The following is a 19670-nucleotide window of genomic DNA, read 5'->3' as shown; positions in this document are numbered from 1 at the left end:
GGCTACTCCCCCGCCACGTGCGGGTTGTGCGCGAACGCGAGGTGCTTGCCCTCGTATTCGGCGAGCGACAGCAATGTCTCGGCGATGAGCCCGGTCTGCACGGTTCCGCCTGCGGCGGCCCGCATTCGGGCGTGCATCAGCAATGGCGGAAGCTTGCGCCACTGTGCGACAGCGCGTTCCCAGTGGTCGCGTCCGGCGGCGTCGAGCACCTCCGGGTCGAATTCGGCGGCCCACAGCAGCAGCTCGCGTTGGCGCAGTGCCTGCCACAGATCGTCGAGTTGGGTGAAATCGTCCGGTGTCGAGGCGAACTGGTAGCGGCTGGCCAGTGCGACCAGCGCGTCGGCTCCCACCAGGCGGCCCTCGCGTGGCGGCGATGGCTCGCTCGGCTGGGCTTCGAGCCACCGATAGGTGCGGCCGATGTGGATGTCGCGCGAACCGGCCATCGCCTGTTCGCGCAGCAATGCGACCGTGTCACCGGCACCGAGGCCGGTCGACCACCCGCGCAGTTCGGCCGCCGAGAGCACCGGAACCCGTTGTCCGGTTTGCGGCCCGAGCTCGGTGGTCATCGTCAGCGGATCCTCCACCAGCCAGCCGTCGATGGTTTCGACGATGGCCAGCCAGTGCGGGGCGTGCCAGCGCTGGTGCCCGCGCTGCCAGGGCAGGTGGAAGATGTCGGCCAGCAGTACAACCGAACCATGCTCGGCCACTTGCTCTTCGAGGGCGTGGTACGCCGTTGCCCAGTCGTCGGCACCGTTCACCCGCAGCCCGAGGGCGGGCAGCGGCGGGGTGCCGTCGTGCTCGAACAGCAACAGGTCGTCCTCGGCCGGGCTCACCGCGAGCGTCGGCCCGCCCGCGAGCAGTGGCCGCCACCACCGGTTCACCCCTCGGGCCACCAGTGCGCTCGCCAACGCCGCCGTGAAGCAGGTCAGCTTGTCGCCGTGGGTGGCGAGGGCGGTGGTCACTTCGCCCCCAGCACCCGGAGGGTGCCGTCGAGGTAGGCGGCGCGCGACGCGGAACGCTGGATCTTGCCGCTGGAGGTGCGCGGGATGGCGCCCGGACCGAGCAGCACCACCTCGTGCACGCCGACGTCGTGCACGCTGAAGATGGCTTGCCGCACGGCATTGCGCAGTTCCTGCGCGGTCGCCTCGTCGTCGGAGCCGAGCCTGGCCTCGATGAGCACCACAATCTTCTCCTGCACACCGACCTCGATGGAGAAGGCCGAGCACCGGCCGGGCAGCACCAGCGGATGCGCCTTTTCGGCGGCGTCCTCGAGGTCCGGCGGATAGTAGTTGCGGCCGTCGATGATGATCAGGTCCTTGAGCCGGGTGGTCGGATAGACCTCGCCGTCGTGCAGGAAGCCGATGTCACCGGTGCGCAGGTAGTACTTGCCGTCGCGCGGCGAGAGTTCGCCGCGGAAGGTGTGTTCGGTCTCCTCGGGCCGGTTGTAGTAGCCGGTGCAGACGGCCGGACCGGACACCCAGATCTCGCCGAGCCGGTCCTCCGGCAGGGCCAGCCTGGTCTCCGGATCCACGATCTGGATGGTGGTGCCCGGTGCCGCCGCGCCGCCGCTGACAATGTCCGCGCCGTCCTGAGCGACGACTACCTGGCCGGTCGCCAGCGCCTCGCGATCCACCCGCAGGGTCTGCACCCCGGACAGGGTGCGCCAGTTCACCGACACGATCAGCGTCGACTCCGCCAACCCGTACCCGGCGATCAGACTCGACCTGGCCAGACCGTGCTCGGCGAACGCCGCGTGGAACTTGTCGATGGTGCTGACCCGCACCGGCTCCGCGCCGGACAGCGCGTACCGCCAACGGCTCAGGTCGATCCCGTCGAGTTCCTTCGGCCCCACCCGTTCGGCACACAGCTCGTAGCCGACATTCGGGGACGCCGCGAAGACCTGCGCCGGATTGTCGCTGATCGCCTGCAACCAGCGCTCCGGCCGGCGCAGGAACGACGTCGGCGACATCTGCACCACGCCATGGCCGTTGATGATCGGCATGATCACCCCGACCATCAGGCCCATGTCATGGAACAGCGGCAGCCAGCTCACGAAGCCGACCTCATCGGCGGCGGAAATCCCGACGTGGTACATCATTTCGTAGACCTGCCTGGCATTGGCCAGCAGTCCGCGATGCGGCACCATCACTCCGGCGGGTGTGCGGGTGGAGCCGGAGGTGTACTGCAACAGAGCGATCTGTTCGCGATCCACCAGGACCGGTTCCCAATCGATCGCGAGCTTCTCGTCGACCTCACCGGTGGTGACGATGAGCCGGGTCGTGTCGGTGGGCGAATTGTCCAGCCATGCCGTGACGTTCGGCAGCGCGCTGTCGGTGGTCACGATGCAGGCCGGGTCGGCGTCGACGCAGACCGCGTCGATGCGTCCGTTGGAGTTGTGCGCGCTCGGCGGATACAGCGGCACCGCGATGATCCCGGCGTAGAGGCAGCCGAAGAACGCCTTCACGTACTCCAGGCCGGGCGGCAGCAGCAGCACGGCCCGGTCGCCCGGGTGCGCGACCTGAAGCAGCGTGGCCGCGTATGCCCGTGCCGCGCGGTCGATTTCGGCGTAGGTCAGCGACTCGGTCACGCCGTGCTTCGAGGTCGAATCCGGATAGTTGAGGAAGCTGTACGCGATCCGATCGGGCCGCTGGGCGGCCTGCTTCGTCAGCGCGCGCACCAAGGTGTCGTACTCGAGGTCACCCCCGGTGAGCAGCGTTGTGGTCATACTCCGACCTCCTGTGGTGACGGCGCGGCGAGGAAGCCGACCTTGCGGAAGTAGTCCAGGTAGCGGGTGAACAGGTCGCGGGAGACCGGCGGGCACTGCACGCCCACCCGATCCAGTTCGGTGACGGCCTTGTCGACGTCGAACTGGATCAGCGGGGTGAGCCCGTCGTTCGCGCTCAACAGGCTCAGCACGCTGTAGGACGCCGATCCGGGTCCCGCACTCGCGGCGTGGGCGGCGATCGCGTCGCGCCACTGGTCCAGGGCGACCAGGCGCACCGGCCAGCCGCTCTCCCGCAGCCAGCCGATGGCGTCGGTGAAGCTGCACGGCCGCGGATTGCGCAGGTGGTAGATGTGCGCGCCCGGCCGCGGCGTGCGGGCCAGTTCCACCATGGCCGCGCCGGTGAAGTCGGCCGGGGCCAGATCCACGGCGAAGTCCACCTCCGGCGCGAGACCGACTTCCTGGCTGGCCTTGACGAGCAGCCAGAAGAAGTCGCTGGTCTGGCAGGCGCCGGTGCGACTGTCGCCGCCGATCCGGCCGAGCCGGAACACACTCACCGGCAGACCGCGTTCGCCCGCCTCGGTGACCAGCCGCTCGGAAACCCATTTGCTGCGCAGATAACCCAGCGACAACTGCGAGGGGTCCTGTGCCGGAAGGGCTTCGGTGACCCGGCCGTCGACCGCGTCACCGGGACCGAGCACGTACAGCGAGGACACGAAATGCAGTGGCGCACCGCTGGTCCGGGCCAGCGTGATGAGTTCCTGGGTGCCCTTGACGTTGGCCGCCTCCAGCACCCGGTACGGCAGCGCGAAGTTCACGTGCGCGCCGTTGTGATAGATGGCGTCGATCGTGCGGCCCAGCAGCAGGAACTGCTTCTCCGTCAGCCCGAGGCGCGGTGCGGCCAGGTCGCCGAGCACGGGGATGACCCGGTCGAACGAGTCGCGGGACAGTTCGTAGCTGTCGAAGGTGGCGGCGAGGCGGGCCAGGCCCTCCTCCCGGCTGTCCGCCCGCACCAGGCAGTGCACCCGAGAGTCGGTGCGCGCCAACAGCTCGTGCAACAGGAACGCACCGACGAAGCCGGTCGCCCCGGTGAGCAGCACCTCGCCCGTGGCGGGCGGAGTGACGGTCCACGGTCCGGCGGGCCACGATTCGATCGCGGTGGCCACCTCGGCCGTCAAGTCGATCGTCTCCTCCGCCGCGGCCTCACCGGCCAGCAGTGCGACCACACCCGCCACCGTGGGGCGGGCGAACAGCGAACCGAGCGGAATGTCTTCGCCGAAGGTCTGCTTGAGCCGCAGGATCAGCTGAGCCGCCAGCAGCGAGTGGCCGCCGAGGTCGAAGAAGTTGTCCTCGCGCCCGACCCGCGGGATGCCGAGGACGTGCGCGAAGACGCCCGCGACCCGTTGCTCGAGTGGGGTGCGCGGCGGTTCGTATTCCAGGGTGTTGCGCCGCAGGACCGGGGCGGGCAGTGCGCGCCGATCCAATTTGCCGTTGGTGGTCAACGGGAATTCGTCCAGCACGAGGACCGCGGCGGGCACCATGTGCTGCGGCAGCCGCCGGGCCAGGTGCGCGCGGACGTCGACGACCAGATCGTCACGAGCCTTGACCCGCAACGGATCCGAGATGACGAGATCGTCCGGCCATTCGGTCTCCCGCGCCGGGACCGCGGGCAGGGCAACGTCCCAGCCGGTCGCCACGACGTCGTACCGCCCACCCGGACGGCGCAATGCCTCGATCCGGTACGGCACCTGATCGGCAAGGGCGAGATAGTCTTCCGGACTGATGCCGCCGGAATCGGCGAGGACGCTACGGATCTGCGCGGCACTGGCCCGGCCGCGCCGCAATTCGTCGACCACCGCGAGGGGACCCGCCACCCTGGCGTCCAGGACATCGGGGATCAGCACCGCCGCGGGACGTTCCCGGTCGAGCAGTTCGGCCAGCTGCCACGGCGTAGTCGCCGCGTCCAGCAGTTTCGGCCGCACCGGTAGGCCACGTTCGCCTGCGTACAGCACGGCGTCGTACCGGAATCGGGACATCTCATTGAGGTGCTCGCCGCGCTTGAGCCGGATCCTGGACCCGGCCAGCGTCGGGTGGGCTGCCACGAAGTCGTCGAAGTACCTCGGCGAGATCACCAATTCGGCATCCCGGTCGAATGCGGCCCGCACCGCCGGTGCGAGCTCGGCGGCGCCCGCGGACGGCGCATTGGTGGCTTCGACGGTCGCGTGGAACGACTCGCTGAGAGTGAGGTCGCGGACGTCACCGACGAACAGCACACCGTCTGGGGCGAGCAGGCCGATCACCGAGTCCAGCACGCGGGTCAGGTAGTCGGCGCTCGGGAAGTACTGCACCACCGAGTTGATCAGGATCAGGTCATACGGACCGGCTATGTCGAAGGGCAGGTCGGCGGCGGCGCACAGATCGAGCCGGACGTGCTCGAGGTCGGGATTGCCCTCGACGATCTTCGTCCGCACATTCTCGATGGCCGATGCGGACACGTCGGTGGCGTCGTACACCGCGCACTGCGGTGCCAGCCGGGACAGCAACAGTCCGGTACCGCAGCCGATTTCGAGGACGCGCTGCGGGGCGAGGGTGCGCACCGCGGTGACGGTCGCCTCGACCCATTCCCGCATGTGCTCCTCGGGGATTGCGGCATTGGTGTACGAGCTGTTCCACCCGGAGATGTCGAAATCGGCGTCGCCGTCATGGCCTTGCCGATACGTGCTGTTGAAGACGATCTGCCAGTTCGCGACCTGGTCCTGCTCCGCGTCGGCGGCATCGGCCGTCGCGTCGCCCGGCGTGAAATAGGCGACCAGCGAAAGGCTTCCGCCGGTGTCCTTGCGCGCCAGCACCACCGACTGGTCGACGCCTGGATGCGCGGTGATCGCCGCCTCGATCTCGCCCAGCTCGATTCGGAAGCCGCGGACCTTCACCTGCTGATCGATCCGGCCCAGGTATTCGAGATCGCCGTCGGCCCTGCGCCGGGCGAGGTCACCGGTCCGGTAGACCCGTCGTCCCGCGAGCACCGGGCTTTCCACGAACCGCTCGGCGGTGAGCTCGTCCCGGTTCAGGTAGCCGCGCCCGACACCGGGCCCGGACACCAGCATCTCCCCTGCCACGCCGTCGGGCACCGGCCGCCCGGCCGGATCGACGATCAGCACACCGAGATCGGGCAGCGGGACGCCGATCAGGCTGCCCGCCGCCGATGTCACATCGGCGCGGGTGAGTTCGCGATAGGTGACGTGCACGGTGGTCTCGGTGATGCCGTACATGTTCACCAGCCGCGCGGTCTCGCCGTAGCGGTCGAACCACGGTGCGAGCGTGGACAAATCGAGCGCTTCACCGCCGAAGATCACCCAGCGCACCGCGAGCGCGGTGCCGGGTGCGTTCTCCACTGCGCGCAGCAACTGGGTGAACGCCGACGGTGTCTGGTTGAGCACCGTGACCTGTTCGCGTGCGAGCAGTTCCGCGAACTCCGCGGTGGACCGGCTGACCGAACCCGGCACCACGACGAGCCGTCCGCCGTACAGCAGCGCACCCCACATCTCCCAGACGGCGAAATCGAAGGAGTACGAGTGGAACATGGTCCACACGTCGTGCGGGCCGAAGTCGTACCAGCGGGTGGTCGTCGAGAACAGGCGAACCACGTTGGCGTGCTCGATGACCACGCCCTTCGGGACACCCGTCGAGCCCGAGGTATAGATGACGTAGCAGGGGTCGTGCGGCTCGGCCTTCTCCAGCGGGAAGTCGGCCACCGTCTCGTCGGCCTGCTCGTCGATGAGCAAGAGTTCCGGACCGGACCCGGCCGTCGCCGAGACCAGTGAACTGTCGCTGATCACCAGCCGCGCCCCCGAGTCGGCGATCATGAATTCGATCCGGTCGCCCGGGTACATCGGGTCGAGCGGGACGTAGGCGGCACCGGCGCGCAGCACGGCCAGGATCGCGACGACCACGTCGGCGGAACGCTCGAGGTGAATGCCGACGAAGGAGCCGCGACCGACGCCGCGGGCGCGCAGCCGCTGGGCCAGCCGATCGGCGGCCGCCGCGAGTTCCCCGTAGCTCAGCGCGCTGTCGCCGAACGTGAGGGCCACCGCGTCCGGCGTCTGAATCGCCTGCGCAGCGAACAGTTCGTGCAGCGTCAGAGCGGGCTCGGCGGCCGGTTCGCTCGGCAGCGCCGCGGCCACCGCCCGCTGCCGCTCGTCCGGCTCGAGGAAGTCGACCTCCGGCAGCGCGGTGTCGGGGTCCGCGACGACCGCGGTCAGCAACGCGACGAAGTGGCGCGCGATGGCGGCGATGGTCGGCTCGTCGTACAGGTCGACGTCGTACTCGAACGCGCCGACCAGCTCCGCGCCGACCTGCCGCAAGGTCACCAGCACGTCGAACTTCGTAGTGCCCGAATGCACTTCGACGTATTCGGCGCTCAGCCCGGGAATGGCGAGCTCGGGCAGCGTGGTGTTCTGCAACACCACGGCGGTGCGGAACAGCGGCGAATGGCTCAGTTCCCGGTCGGGGCGCACGTGTTCAACGACGAGGTCGAACGGGGCTTCCTGATGGTCGAACGCGTCGAATACGACGCGCTGCTCCCTGGCCAGCAGCTCGCGGAAGGTCGGCGCGCCGGACAGATCGGTCCGCAGGGCAAGCGCGTTCACGAAGAATCCGATCAGCGGCTCGATCTCCGGCCTGGTCCGGCCCGCGATCGGCGTGCCGACCGTGATGTCCTCGGCGCCTGTGTAATAGCGAAGCAGCGCTTTGAAACCCGCCATCAGTGCGACGAAAAGCGTGGCGGGGCGGTCGTTCACCCTGACCTCGTCGGCCAGCCGCCGCAGTCCGGACAACACCGGTGCCGGAATGGTGAACTGCACTCGCGCGCCGCGGTTTTCCGGTTCCAGCGCGCGTGGCCGGTCCGGGTGGAAGGTCACCAGTGGCGGTTCGTCGCCGAGGACATCGCGCCAGTAGTCGAGGTCGGCGCCGAACTTGTCGCGCTGCGCGAGATCTTGCAACCAGGTGGCGTAGTCGGGGTACTGCAGCGGCAGTTCGGGCAGCTCGGGCTGGTGCTTACCCGCCGTGAAATCGGCGTAGGCGGCCATCAATTCGGTGGCGAACACCCCGAGCGACCAGCCGTCGGAAATGATGTGGTGCATCGCGACCGCGAAGATCGAATCGTCCTCGCTCAACCGCACCAGCAGCACCTCGACCAGCTGGCCCGACAGGTCGAAGACGGTCCGGCTGAACTGCTCGACCTGCGCCATCGCGTCGGCCAGCGGCCGCTGCGGATCGAGCTGCGAGGGGCCAACCATGGTCATCGGCAGCGGCGCCACCGGCCCGACTACCTGAACCGGAACACCATCGCGCACTTCGATACTGGTGCGCAGCGACTCGTGCCGGGACACCACCAGCGACAGCGCGCCCTGCAGTGCCGCGATATCGAGGTGACCGCGCAGGCGCAGCGCCAACGGCATCGTGTAGGTGGCCCGATCCGGGAACAGCTGCTCCAGGAACCAGATCCGCTGCTGGGCGGCCGAAAGCGGCGCGGCGGCAGTCGGGTCGGCGCGGCGCGGGATGGCGGCGCGCGGCGTGCCGCCCGCGGCCCAGCGCCGCAACAACTCTCGGCGGGAGGCGCGGGCGTCGACGAGTTCAGGCATTGTTGCTCCGTTCTTCGGCCGCCCCCGGCTGGTTGAGCAGCAGCTCGACCTCGCTGTCGGACAACTCGTCCAACCGCTGCATCAGATGCGCGGCGATGGTGTCGGCCATCCCCGCCGCGGTCGGGACGGCGAACAGTTCGCCGAGGGCGAGATCCAACGGGAAGGTGGACCGCAGCTGGGTTGCCACGTGCACTGCGAGCAGCGAATCACCGCCCAGCTCGAAGAAGTTGGCGTCGGTGCCGAACTCGTCGATACCGAGGGCCGCACTCCACACCGCGACCACCCGACTGCGCACCGAGAGGACGAAATCGTCTTCGTCTGATTCCGCATCGGCGGCGTTGTCGGCGGGCACCGGCGCCGGGGCCGCGGGCTCGGCGGTGTCGAAGCGGCGGGCCTGCGTCGGCATCGCCTCTGGCGGATCGACCCAATAGCGCTTCAGGGCAAAGGGATACGTGGGCAAGCTGACCGACGCCGGTGTCTCGCCGCCGTAGATGGCATCGAAATCCACCGCGACACCGGACAACCAGAGTCGGCCCGCGGCATCCACGATGGCGGTCTCCGGTGACCCGGCTCCGAGCCCGATGCCGAGGGTGCCGACCGTCGCCGACGCGCGATCGGCCGTGCGCAGGAACGACACCAGGGACTTGCCCGGCCCCACTTCCAGCGCGACGGTCCCCGGGTTACGGGCGACCAGGCCGAGCGCGGCCTCCCGGAAACGCACGGTGCTGGTCATCTGCCGGGACCAGTACGCGGGATCGACGGCCTGCTCGGCGGTGATGGGCGCACCGGTGACGTTCGACCAGAACGACACCCGGGGCGCCTGCCGTGGCACGGCCCGCACCAGGTCCGCGAAGCGGGCCGCCGCCTCGTCCATGAGCGGGGTGTGGAACGCGTGCCCGACCGGCAGCAACGAACTCGGCACGCCCGCGTCGGAGAGCTCACCAGCCAGCCGGAACAGCGCCGACGGCGCGCCCGCGACAACGCAGCGGTTGGCGGAGTTGTCGGCGGCGAGCCAGACGTCCTCCGGCAGGCGCTCGGCGATGGCGTCCGCGCCTTGGGAGATCGCGAGCATGCCACCGGGCGGTGACGCCGCCATGATCCGGCCCCGCTCGACCACCAGTGGCAACGCATCGGACAGCTCGAAGACGCCGGCGATGGTGGCGCAGACCAGTTCACCGAGGCTGTGCCCCAGCAGTTCTCGTGGTTCGGCGCCGAACTCGCGCCACATCCCGGCCAGTGCGTACTCGACCGCGAACAAGGCCACCTGAGTCTGCTCGGTGCCCTCGGCGCTGCCGACCGCGGACTCCAGGTCGAAGCCGGTGCGTTCGCGCAGGATGTCCGCGCAGGCGCGGAACCGATCGCCGAACGGACGGACCGACGCGGCGAGTTCGAGGACGGCGGCGCCGAGCGCGACACCCTGCCCGGGGAACAGCCAGGCAAGCGCGGGCGCGGGTGCGGCCTGCCCCGCTGTCGGCTTGGCGAGGGCGGCCGCGGCTTCGGCCGCGGTGCTCGCCACGACCATGCGACGGTGTGGGAAGCGACGGCGGCCGTGCGCCAAAGTGTGCGCGACAGCAGGTAGTTCCGCGTCTGAGCTGCGCAGGTGTTCAGCGAGTCTGGCGGCGATCCGGTCGGCGTCCTGGGCGGTGCGACCGGAGATCAGCAGCGCGCGAGGACCGGGCCGCACCGCAGTGGGCGTCGGCGTCGGCGGCTGTTCCACGATCACGTGCGCGTTCGTTCCGCCGATACCGAAGGCGCTGACACCCGCCCGGCGCACCGGGTCCGACCATTCCCGGAGTTCGGTGTTGACGAAGAACGGGCTTGCGGCGAAGTCGATTTCGGGGTTGGGCCGGTTGTAGTGGAGGCTGGCCGGAATGCGGCCGTCGCGCACGGCGAGTACCGCTTTGATGAATCCGGCGACCCCGCCCGCGGAATTGAGGTGGCCGACATTGGATTTCACCGAGCCGAGCGCGCAGTACTGTGTCGCGTCGGTGTGCTCACGATAAGCCGCGCACAGCGCCGCGACCTCGATGGGGTCGCCGAGTTTGGTTCCGGTGCCGTGCGCCTCGACGTAGCCGATGGTGTCGGCGCCGATACCGGCCGCCGACAACGCTTCCCGGATGACCGCGCGCTGGCCCGCGATGCCCGGCGCCGTATAGCCGATCTTGTTGGCGCCGTCGTTGTTCACCGCCGACCCGAGGATCACGGCGTGGATATTGTCGCGGTCGGCGATCGCGTCGGTGAGCCGCTTGAGTACGACAACGCCGACACCCGAACCGAAGACGGTGCCACCGGCTTCGGCGTCGAATGCCCGGCAGTGACCGTCCGGCGAGAGGATCGACCCCTCCTCGTAGATGTATCCGGCTTGCTGCGGCACCTGCACGCTCGCACCACCGGCGAGCGCCACGTCGCATTGGAAGTCGAGTAGTGCCTGCGCGGCCTGGTGCACGGCGACCAGCGAGGTGGAACACGCGGTCTGCACCGCGACGCTCGGACCGGTCAGGTTCAGCTTGTAGGAGACCTTGGTGGCCAGGTAGTCGGAGGCGTTGCCGTGCAGGGCATGCAGCTGTGAGCTCGGGGTCTGGAACAGGCTCGCGTGCCCGACCAGGTTCCGCAGCAGATAGGTGCTGATCCCCGCGCCCGCGAAAACGCCGACCGGCGTGGGATTTTCGGCCGCGATATGACCGGCGTCCTCCAGCGCCTCCCACGCGCACAGGGTGAACAGGCGATGCTGTGGATCGGTGAGTTGTACCTCGCGCGGGGTCATTTCGAAGAACTCGGCGTCGAACTTGTCCGCGCTCGGCAGCAACGCTCCCGCGTGCACGTATCCGGCAGGCGGGTCGGCAGGCATGGCCGCCGGGTCGAGCGGGCGCACCGATTCGCGGCCATCGCACAGATTGCGCCAGTAGTCTGTGACCGTGTCCGCGTCCGGGAAGCGGCAGGCCATGCCGATCACCGCGACCCGGAACTCGTTGTCGTCGTGTGTCATCGCTGGCTCCCAACGCTGTCCGGCAGGGTCTCGGTGGCCTGGCGGTGCGCCCGCCTGCGGGCGGCGGCCGCGCGCCGGTCGTGGCCTCGGTCCACGTCCTGCTGCGGTGCCGTTCGCCCGGCCAGCGCCTTGGCCAGCCCGTCGACGGTCGGGGCGGCGAACAGGTCGGTCATCGCCAGCGCGACGCCGAGGCGGCGCTCGAGCAGTCCACGCACCCTGGCCAGCGCGAGCGAATGGCCGCCGAGGTCGAAGAAGTTCTGCCCGAGACCGATCTCCCGGTCGAGCACCTCCGCCCACACCTCGGCGACAACGCGCTCCAGCTCGGTGCCGGGCGGGGTGTACACCGGCGCAGCGGCCGGGGCGATCTTCGGCAGCTTGGCGCGATCGAGCTTGCCGGTGAGACCGCGCGGCAGGTTGTCGAGGACCATGTAGGCGGACGGAATCATGTAGTCCGGCAACCGAGTACGCAGGAACGCGGAGAGCTCGAGGTAGTCGGGCTCCAGCGGACCGTCCTGGGTGAGGTAGGCGACCAGCCTCGGCGCGTCGGCGTCGGCGTCCAGCACCACGGCGGCCTCGCCGACCGTCGGGTGCGAACGCAGGAAGGTCTCCGCCTCCCCCGGCTCGACCCGGTGGCCGCGAATCTTGACCTGGCGGTCCTTGCGACCGACGAAGACCAGTCGCCCGTCGGACAGCCGCCGGGCCAGATCGCCCGTCCGGTAGTACGGGACGCCGTCGACGCCGGTGCCGAACACCTTTTCGGTGAGTTCGGGCCGATGCCAGTAGCCGAGGGCGACGTATGGGCTGCGCAGCGCGATCTCACCGTAAACCTCAGTGGGACACCCACTTTCGTCGACCAGATCTACCGCGACACCCTCGACGGGGTGACCGATCGGCACTCCGGCCCGGTCCGCGTCCTCGGGGGTAATGATGTGCTGCAAGGCGACCGAGCATTCCGACGGCCCATACAGACTCACCAATCGGCAGGTGGGGGCGAAGTGCTTGCCGAAGTCGACGACGTCGCCGCGCACCACTTCTTCGCCGCCGAGCGCGACCAGTCGCAGCGCCTGCGGCACCCACGGACCGTCGGTGTCGCTGAGCAGGTAGCGGAAAAGCGTTGGTGTGCAGTGCAGCACGGTGACCCCGGCGCGTTCGATCTCCGCGCGCAGACCCGCCGGATCGAACAGGTGCGGGTCGATCACGTACAACTCCGCGCCGGCCACCGCGGCGCCGAAGGAGTTCAGTACACCGGCGTCGAAGGTGTATCGAGCCGGCGCGGCGACGACATCATCGGGTCCGATGCGCAGCCGCCGCGCGTAGGTGACCGCGTGGGCCAGCGCGTTGCCGCCGCTCTGCGCGACACCCTTCGGTCGACCGGTCGATCCGGAGGTATGCAGGATGTAGGCGAAATCATCCGCGCTGATATGAGATTTGGCCCAGGTGGACAGATCGTTGGTCGGCACCGCGTTCAGTGCGGGGTCCGGTCGGTCGATGCGACCGGACACGGTGAACACGTGCGCCGCACCGGCGACCGAGCGGGCCAGCTCCGCGAGCGACGGATCGCACAGCAGCGCGGAGACGTCGGCCTCCTCGAGGATTTCGATCAACCGCGCCTGTGGTGCCCGCGGATCGAGCGGGACGTACGCGACGCCCGCGCGCAATGCCGACCAGACCGCGACGAAGCTCTCCGGCGTGTGGTCGTAGAGCAGCGCCACCCGGCTGCCGTCCAGTCCGGCGCCGATGAGTTCCTTGGCGATGACGGCAGTGAGTGCGTCGAGTTCGGCGAAGCTGGTCGTGCGGTCACCCGCGCGCAATGCCGGTGCGCTGCCGCGCAAGTCGAGCACCGCGTCGAGCCGATCGATCAGCCGCTCGTCCGGCTCGGCCTCGGGCACCATCGCGGAGCCGGGCAGTTCCCAGTTCGGCTGCACCGCATACTGATCCGTGCTCTCCAGGCGCACTTCGCGAACGAGCTGGCCCGGGTTCGCGGCGATGCTGGCCAGTGCGCTCGCGTAATGCCGCAGTGCCCGAACGGCGGTCGGTTCGTCATAGAGGTCGGCGCTGTATTCCAGGGTCAGCTTCGTCGGGCCGTCGGTCTCGTCGACGGTGAGGTCGAAGTCCATTTTGGCGGTCGCACGCGGCGCGTCCACCAGTTCGACGTCGAGCCCGGCCATATCGAGGGTCGGTGGCGGCGTGTTCAAGTAATTGAACATGACCTGGGCGAGCGGAGTGCGGCTCAGGTCCCGGGTGGGCACCATCGCCTCGATGACCTTTTCGAACGGCAGGTCCTGGTTGGCGTGCGCGGAAAGGACCGTCTGCCCGACGCGGGCCACCAGCTCGGTGAAAGTCTCGGCCGGGTCGACCGCGGTCCGCAGCGCCAAGGTGTTGAGGAAGCAACCGACCAGCGGTTCGACGGCCGAGCGGGTGCGCCCGGCGATCGGTGCGGCAACGATCAGATCCTGTTGGCGGGTATACCGATTCAGCATCGTGTAGAACGCGGCGAGCAACACCGCGAAGGTGGTGACGCCGCTACGGGCCGCGAGCGCCCTGACCTCGGCCATCACCTGCGGGTCGACCGCGAGCCGCGCCACCGCGCCGCGGGAGGTGCGGCGCGCGGGACGTGGGCGGTCGCCGGGGATTTCGGTGACCGTCGGGTCGGCGAGCTCGGTCCGCCAGAAGTCCAGCTGCCCGTCGAGCCGGTCGGCGTTGCCGCGCTGCCAGCCCGCGTAGTCCGCGTACTGCACGGCCAGTGGCGGTAGCGGCGAGGCCACACCCGCGATCTGCGCCCGATAGTGGGCCGAAACCTCTTGGCTCAGTACGGCGACCGACCAGCCATCGCACACGATGTGATGGAGCGCGATCGCCAGCAGGTATTCGTTCGAACCCGACTTGATCAGGTGGTAGCGCCAGACCGGGCCTTCGGCGAGATCGAAGGGAGCGCGATAGACACTCGCGGCGAGTTCCGCCTCGGCATCGGCACGCCGCTCGGACGGCAACGTGCTGAGATCGGTGAACTCCAGTGGCCGTGCGGAATACGGGCGGATCACCTGACGCAGCTGCCCGTCCTCGGTGGTCCGATAGACACTGCGCAGCACCTCGTGGCGCTGCTCGACCAGTGCCAGCGCCTTTTCCACCGCGGCGATATCGAGCTCGCCGCGCAGCCGCAATCCGCCCGGCATGATGTAGGTGGCGTTGCCGGGATCCATTGTCTCCAGGAACCACAGCCGTTCCTGGGCGTAGGACACCGCTAGCAGCTCACCGTCCGTGCGCGGCAACGGCTGCAACGGCGGCAGCGAATCCTGCTGCGTGGACGCCGATTCGATCAGTCGCGCCGCCGTGACGATCGTCGGGCTCTCGAAGAGTTCGCGCAGCGAGACGCTGACGCCGAACTCGTCGAGGATCTGCGAGATCACCCTGGTCGCCGCCAAGGACGTGCCGCCGAGTAGGAAGAAGTCGTCGTGGCGACCGACTTCGGGCCGCTCCAGTGCCTCGGCCCACAGTGCGGCCAGGCGGATCTCTCGCGCACCGATCGGGGCTTCGAATGCGACGTCGCTCGGCTCATCCGAATCCGGCTCGGCCGCTTGGTCGTTCACGGCGTACGCGCGCACCGGCAGCGTGGCGAGCAGGTCGTCCACCAGGGTCGTCGGCGCGGCGGCGGCCGCTGCCGCGATGGCGAGGAAATCCTGCGCAAGATCCGTTGCGGCCGTCGCGTCGAGCAGCTTCGAGTTGTAGGTCAGGTGGCAGACGAGCTCCGAACCCGTCTCGGCGACATGCATGACCAGGTCGTAAAGCGTGGCACCGGTGTCGATCGTGTGCCACTCGACGCTCAGACCCCACTCGCTCAGGTCGGGCCGTTCCAGCACCTGCTGCACGAACAGTGTCTGGAAGACGGGGCTGAAGGCCGGATCCCACGGTCCGCCGATCGCCTCGACGATCCGCTCGAACGGGACGGTCTCGTCGTCGTAGGCAGCCATCGCGCTGTCCCGAGTCCGGTGCAGCAGGTCCGCGAAGGTCTGCCCGTCCGCGAGATCGGCGCGTACCGGCACCGTATTGACGAAGTGCCCGATGGTCTTCGCGAGCTCCGTGTACGGCCGGGCCGCCATCGGGATGCCGACGCAGAAGTCGCGCTGACCGGCATGGTGCGCCAATGTCAGCTGGTAGCAGGCCAAGAGGAAGACGAACGGCGGAATTCCATGGGCCGCCGCGCAGGCACGGACCGCGTCGGAAATCTCGCGGGGGAACGAATTCTCCACGCGTGCCCCGTTGTTGCCGACGCGCCTGGGGCGGCGGCCGATCGACAGGTCGAGCGGCGGAGCACCGCGCAGCAGCGCGGCCCGTCGTTCGACCGCCGCGGCTTGTGTTGCGGGCGCGCCGTGTTCGGCGCTCCACACCGCGTAGTCGGCGTACTGCCGCGGTGGTACCGGCAGGATGGCCTCCGCACCGTGCCGGACGGCCCCGTAGGCCGCCCACAGCTGATCGATCAGCAGCGCGATCGACAACCCGTCCAGCACGAGGTGGTGCGCGACGACCGCGAGAATCCACTCCTGCTCGGCCAGCCGGATCAGCGCCCAGCGCACCGGCGGACGGGCCGCCAGGTCGAACGGGGCCGACGCCAGCGACTCGAGCAGCTGATCGACCGCTGCCGTCCGGGTTTTCGCGGGAACCAGGCGCAGATCCGGCGTCTGCCAATCCGCACCCGCGGCATCGACCACCTCCGCACGCAAGCCCTCCGGCGATTCCTTGAAGACCGTGCGGAAGGCATGCTGCTGCTGAGTTACCGCATCGGCGGCCGTGTGCAGCGCGGCGACGTCGAGCGGGCCGGTGATCCGGATGCCGAGTGGCACATGGTAGATCGCGGGGTGACCGGCCAGCTGCTCGTGCAGCCAGATGCCCCGCTGGGCCGGTGTCGCCGGGAACGGCCCGGCACCCTCGCGCAGCGGAACGGTTGTGGTGGAAATGCCCGCGGCACGCCGTTCGCGCAGGCGCGCCAGGGCCAGGCTGCTAGCCGGTGAGTTCATGATCGCTCTCCAAAAGGGCGGCATCGGCTTGTTCGACCATGAGCTCCTCCAGCGCCGCCGCCACCTGGGCGACGGTCGGCTCCTGCAACATGCGCCGGAGGGCGAACTCGATCTCGAAGAGTTCGCGGAGTCTGCGGACGAACTGGGTGGCGGCCAGCGAATGCCCGCCGATGCGGAAGAAGTTCTCGAAGACGCCGACCTGCTCCAGTCCAAGCAGCTCCGCCCACATCTCGGCGACGACCTGCTCGTATTCGGTGCGCGGCGCGACATAGTCGGTGTCGGCGGTGAACAGATCCGTCGACGCGCGTGACACCGGTGCGGCGGTGACGCTCGGCACGCCCCCGACGACCCGGTACGACTTGCGGTCGAACGGGTACAGCGGCAACCGCGCCAACGGCCGTTGCACCGCGTCCACGCCGGACCAGCGCACCTCGTGCCCGCGCACGTGCAGTTCGCCGAGGGCCGACAGCATCACCGCGAGGTCGTCGACGTCACGGACCAGCGACGGCACCGCGATTCCGGCCCGCTCATGGTGGCGGAGCAGGCTTTTCAGCATGCCGTTGAGTGCGGGGTGCGGGCCGATCTCGATGAAGGAGCTGACGTTGGCGTCGATCATGGCGCCGACCGCCTCGGCGAACTGCACCGGCCGCACCACCTGGTCGGTCCAGTAGAGGCCGTTCAGCTGCGCGCCGTCGAGTCGGCCACCGGTGACCGTCGAATAGAACGGGATGTCACCCTCGCGGGGTTGGATGCACGGCATGTCGGCCGCGAACTCCGGCAGGCAGTCCCGCATCAGCGGCGAGTGGAAGGCGTAGCGGCCGGGTAGGCGGCGGGTCATGACCTGCTCGCCGTCCAGCCGGGCAAGCAGTGCGTCCACCGCGCCGGTATTGCCCGAGATCAGCGTCCACTTCGGGCCGTTGGTGCCCGCCTGGTAAACGCGTTGCGGCAGTTCGAGTTCCGTGGCGGGTAGGTTGACCACCGCCATGCAGCCGTTGTCCCGCAGGCGCGCGGTCGCTTTGGCCCGCGTCGCGATGATCTGTGCCGCGGTGCGCAGATCGATCGCACCGCAGACATGGGCGGCGGCGACTTCGCCGACGCTGTGTCCGACGACGGCGGCTGGTGTGATCCCCCACGATCGCCACAGCGTCGCCAACGCGACCTGCAATGCGAAGAGCACCGGTTGCGCGGTGCCGGTGTCGGCGAGTGCTTCGTCGTCGCGACCGCGGTCGAGCACGGCGAAGGTCGACCAGCCGAGCGCGATGCGCAGCTCCCGGTCGACCGCGAGCAATGCGTCGCGGAAGGCGGGCTGGTGCCGAATCAGCTTGCGCCCCATGCCGAGCCACTGGTTGCCCTGCCCGGTGAAGACGAAGCCGACCTTGCCGGGCCCACTGCGCGGCACCCGGCCCGCCGCCGCGCCGAGCGGCAGCGAACCGCCGGAGATCGCGGTGAGCTGCTCGGCCAGGTCGGCGTGATTGCGGGCGGCCACGGCAACGCGGAAGGGGTGCTGGGCCCGTCGCGCGGTCGAGGTCTGCGCGAGTTCGGCGATCGGCGGCGCGGTTCCGTCGCGAAGCACGTCGATCCAGCTGTCGACCAGGTCGAGGGTCGATTGCTCGCTTCGACCGGAAATGCTGACCAGGTACGGCTTTTCGGGTGGAGTGGGGGTCGGGAGGTGGGACGCCTTTGCCGGTGCGCCGGTCAGCACGGCGTGCGCGTTGGTGCCGCCGAAGCCGAAGGAGCTCACCCCCGCCAGCGCGCGGCCCTGATGCCGCGGCCACGACTGGTTCGCGGCGGGGACATCGAACGGCAGGTCGTCGAAAGCGATGTGCTTGCTGGGCGATTCGAAGTTCAGGTTGGCGGGCACCTGGCCGTGGTGCAACGCGAGGGCGGTCTTGACCAACCCGGTGATGCCTGCGGCGGCTTCGAGGTGACCGACCACCGTCTTGGCCGAACCGACGAGGAATTTCTCGTCACCGCCCCGGTTTTCGACGAAGACGGCGCCGAGTGCCCGCGCTTCGATGGCGTCGCCGAGGATGGTGCCGGTGCCGTGCGCCTCGATGTACTGCACGTCGCCGGGATTCACCCCGGCCCGCCGGTAGGCGCGGCGCAGCACGTCGACCTGGGACTGGTAGCTCGGCGCGGTCAGCCCATTGGTACGACCGTCTTGGTTTATCGCGGAACCCAGGAGCACGGCGTAGACCCGGTCGCCGTCCTGCTCGGCCTGCGCGAGCGGCTTCAGTACCACCGCGGCGCTGCCCTCGCCACGAACGTATCCGTCGGCGCGATCGTCGAAGGTCTTGCATCGTCCGTCGGCGGCCATCATCCCCGCGTCGGCCAGCGACTCGGTGACCCGCGGGTCGAGGGTCATGTTGACCCCGCCGACCACCGCGACATCGCAGTCGCCGTCGTGCAGGCTGCGCAGCGCCATGTGCAGCGCGACCAGCGACGACGAGCAGGCGGTGTCCACGCTGACGCTCGGGCCACGCAGGTCGTAGAGATACGACAACCGGTTGGCCGCGATACTGCTGGCATTGCCGGTGACGGCGGCGATCGGCAGCCCGGACTCCGCGGCGTCACCCATGCCCCGCGCGTAGTCACCTGCCGTGATCCCGACAAAAGTGCCGGTCGCGGTCCCGGCCAGCCGTTCCACCGGCACGCCGGCGTCTTCGAAGGCATCCGCCACCGTTTCGGCGAGCAGCCGATGCTGCGGATCCATGGCCGCGGCCTCGGCGTCGGCGATGCCGAAATAGTTGGCGTCGAAGGCATAGGGATCATCGAGGAAGGAGCCGAACCACGCGCGGCGCCGCTGCTCGCGGTCCGCGTTGCCCGACGGTGGCCAGTCGTGCCTGGCCGCAGGCGCTTCGCCGACCAATTCCCGGCCGTGCCACAGCGTTTCCCACAGCTGCTCGGGTCCGCGCAGCCCGGGGAACGCGCAGCCGATGCCGATTATCGCCACCGGTTCCTGCGCGGTATCGGCGCGAATCGGGCGCCCCCCGACTTCGGGCTCCCGATCCGCGCCGTCCAGCGGCGCCGGGTCAGTGCTGTCCTGCGCCGCCGCAAGCCCCTCGGCCAGGGCATGCACGGTCGGGTACTCCCACGGGAGATCCGGCGGCAGCGGTTTACCCCACCAAGTGGACACCTTGCCGACGAAAACCAGTGCCACCGCGGAGGTGAGCCCGAAGCTCGAGAACGGCTCGGTCAGGGCGACATCATCGGTAGCGATGTCCAATAACTCGCCGAGGGTTTCGGTGAGAAACATACTGATCTCGTCCGCCGTCCGACGGGCCATTTCTGCAGACATCTAGCACTATCCC

Annotated in this window: 6 protein-coding genes; all 6 read right to left on the bottom strand. The window is 69.3% G+C overall.

Annotation, left to right across the window (positions count from 1 at the left end):
• Window positions 1-2: 2 nt before the first annotated feature.
• From KV110_RS18790 to KV110_RS18765, 6 genes are read right to left on the bottom strand one after another with little or no spacing between them, the layout of a single operon-like run.
• Window positions 3-962, bottom strand: coding sequence for a cysteine peptidase family C39 domain-containing protein (locus KV110_RS18790; protein WP_218477625.1), 960 nt, complete (start codon window positions 960-962; stop codon window positions 3-5).
• The gene (locus tag KV110_RS18785) at window positions 959-2725 is read right to left on the bottom strand and encodes a fatty acyl-AMP ligase (RefSeq protein ID WP_218477623.1); all 1767 of its coding nucleotides are present in this window, start codon (window positions 2723-2725) and stop codon (window positions 959-961) included. Before KV110_RS18785 ends, KV110_RS18790 begins: the two co-directional genes overlap by 4 nt.
• Window positions 2722-8361 (bottom strand): non-ribosomal peptide synthetase, encoded by a 5640-nt coding sequence (locus KV110_RS18780; protein ID WP_218477621.1) that lies wholly within the window; start codon window positions 8359-8361, stop codon window positions 2722-2724. The genes KV110_RS18785 and KV110_RS18780 overlap by 4 nt, the downstream gene beginning before the upstream one ends.
• Window positions 8354-11347, bottom strand: a complete 2994-nt coding sequence (locus KV110_RS18775; RefSeq protein WP_218477620.1) for a type I polyketide synthase — start codon at window positions 11345-11347, stop codon at window positions 8354-8356. The genes KV110_RS18780 and KV110_RS18775 overlap by 8 nt, the downstream gene beginning before the upstream one ends.
• Window positions 11344-16359 carry a condensation domain-containing protein gene (locus tag KV110_RS18770; protein ID WP_218477619.1) on the bottom strand — a complete coding sequence of 1672 codons (5016 nt, stop codon included), beginning with the start codon at window positions 16357-16359 and terminating at the stop codon, window positions 11344-11346. Before KV110_RS18770 ends, KV110_RS18775 begins: the two co-directional genes overlap by 4 nt.
• Entirely contained in the window at window positions 16343-19657 is a 3315-nt protein-coding gene (locus tag KV110_RS18765) for a type I polyketide synthase (RefSeq protein WP_218477618.1), read from the bottom strand. The genes KV110_RS18770 and KV110_RS18765 overlap by 17 nt, the downstream gene beginning before the upstream one ends.
• Window positions 19658-19670 lie beyond the last annotated feature (13 nt).

Origin of the sequence: Nocardia iowensis, assembly GCF_019222765.1 — a bacterium.
GTDB classification, from domain to species: Bacteria; Actinomycetota; Actinomycetes; order Mycobacteriales; family Mycobacteriaceae; genus Nocardia; species Nocardia iowensis.
Note: the sequence above shows the minus strand (reverse complement) of the source record. Positions and strands in the feature narration are given on the sequence as shown.

What these genes read in the sequence shown, in the direction of transcription:
- KV110_RS18785 (WP_218477623.1), bottom strand. Translation starts at nt 2,725, where the DNA reads ATGACCACAACGCTGCTCACCGGGGGTGACCTCGAGTACGACACCTTG.
- KV110_RS18780 (WP_218477621.1), bottom strand. Translation starts at nt 8,361, where the DNA reads ATGCCTGAACTCGTCGACGCCCGCGCCTCCCGCCGAGAGTTGTTGCGG.
- KV110_RS18775 (WP_218477620.1), bottom strand. Translation starts at nt 11,347, where the DNA reads ATGACACACGACGACAACGAGTTCCGGGTCGCGGTGATCGGCATGGCC.
- KV110_RS18770 (WP_218477619.1), bottom strand. Translation starts at nt 16,359, where the DNA reads ATGAACTCACCGGCTAGCAGCCTGGCCCTGGCGCGCCTGCGCGAACGG.
- KV110_RS18765 (WP_218477618.1), bottom strand. Translation starts at nt 19,657, where the DNA reads ATGTCTGCAGAAATGGCCCGTCGGACGGCGGACGAGATCAGTATGTTT.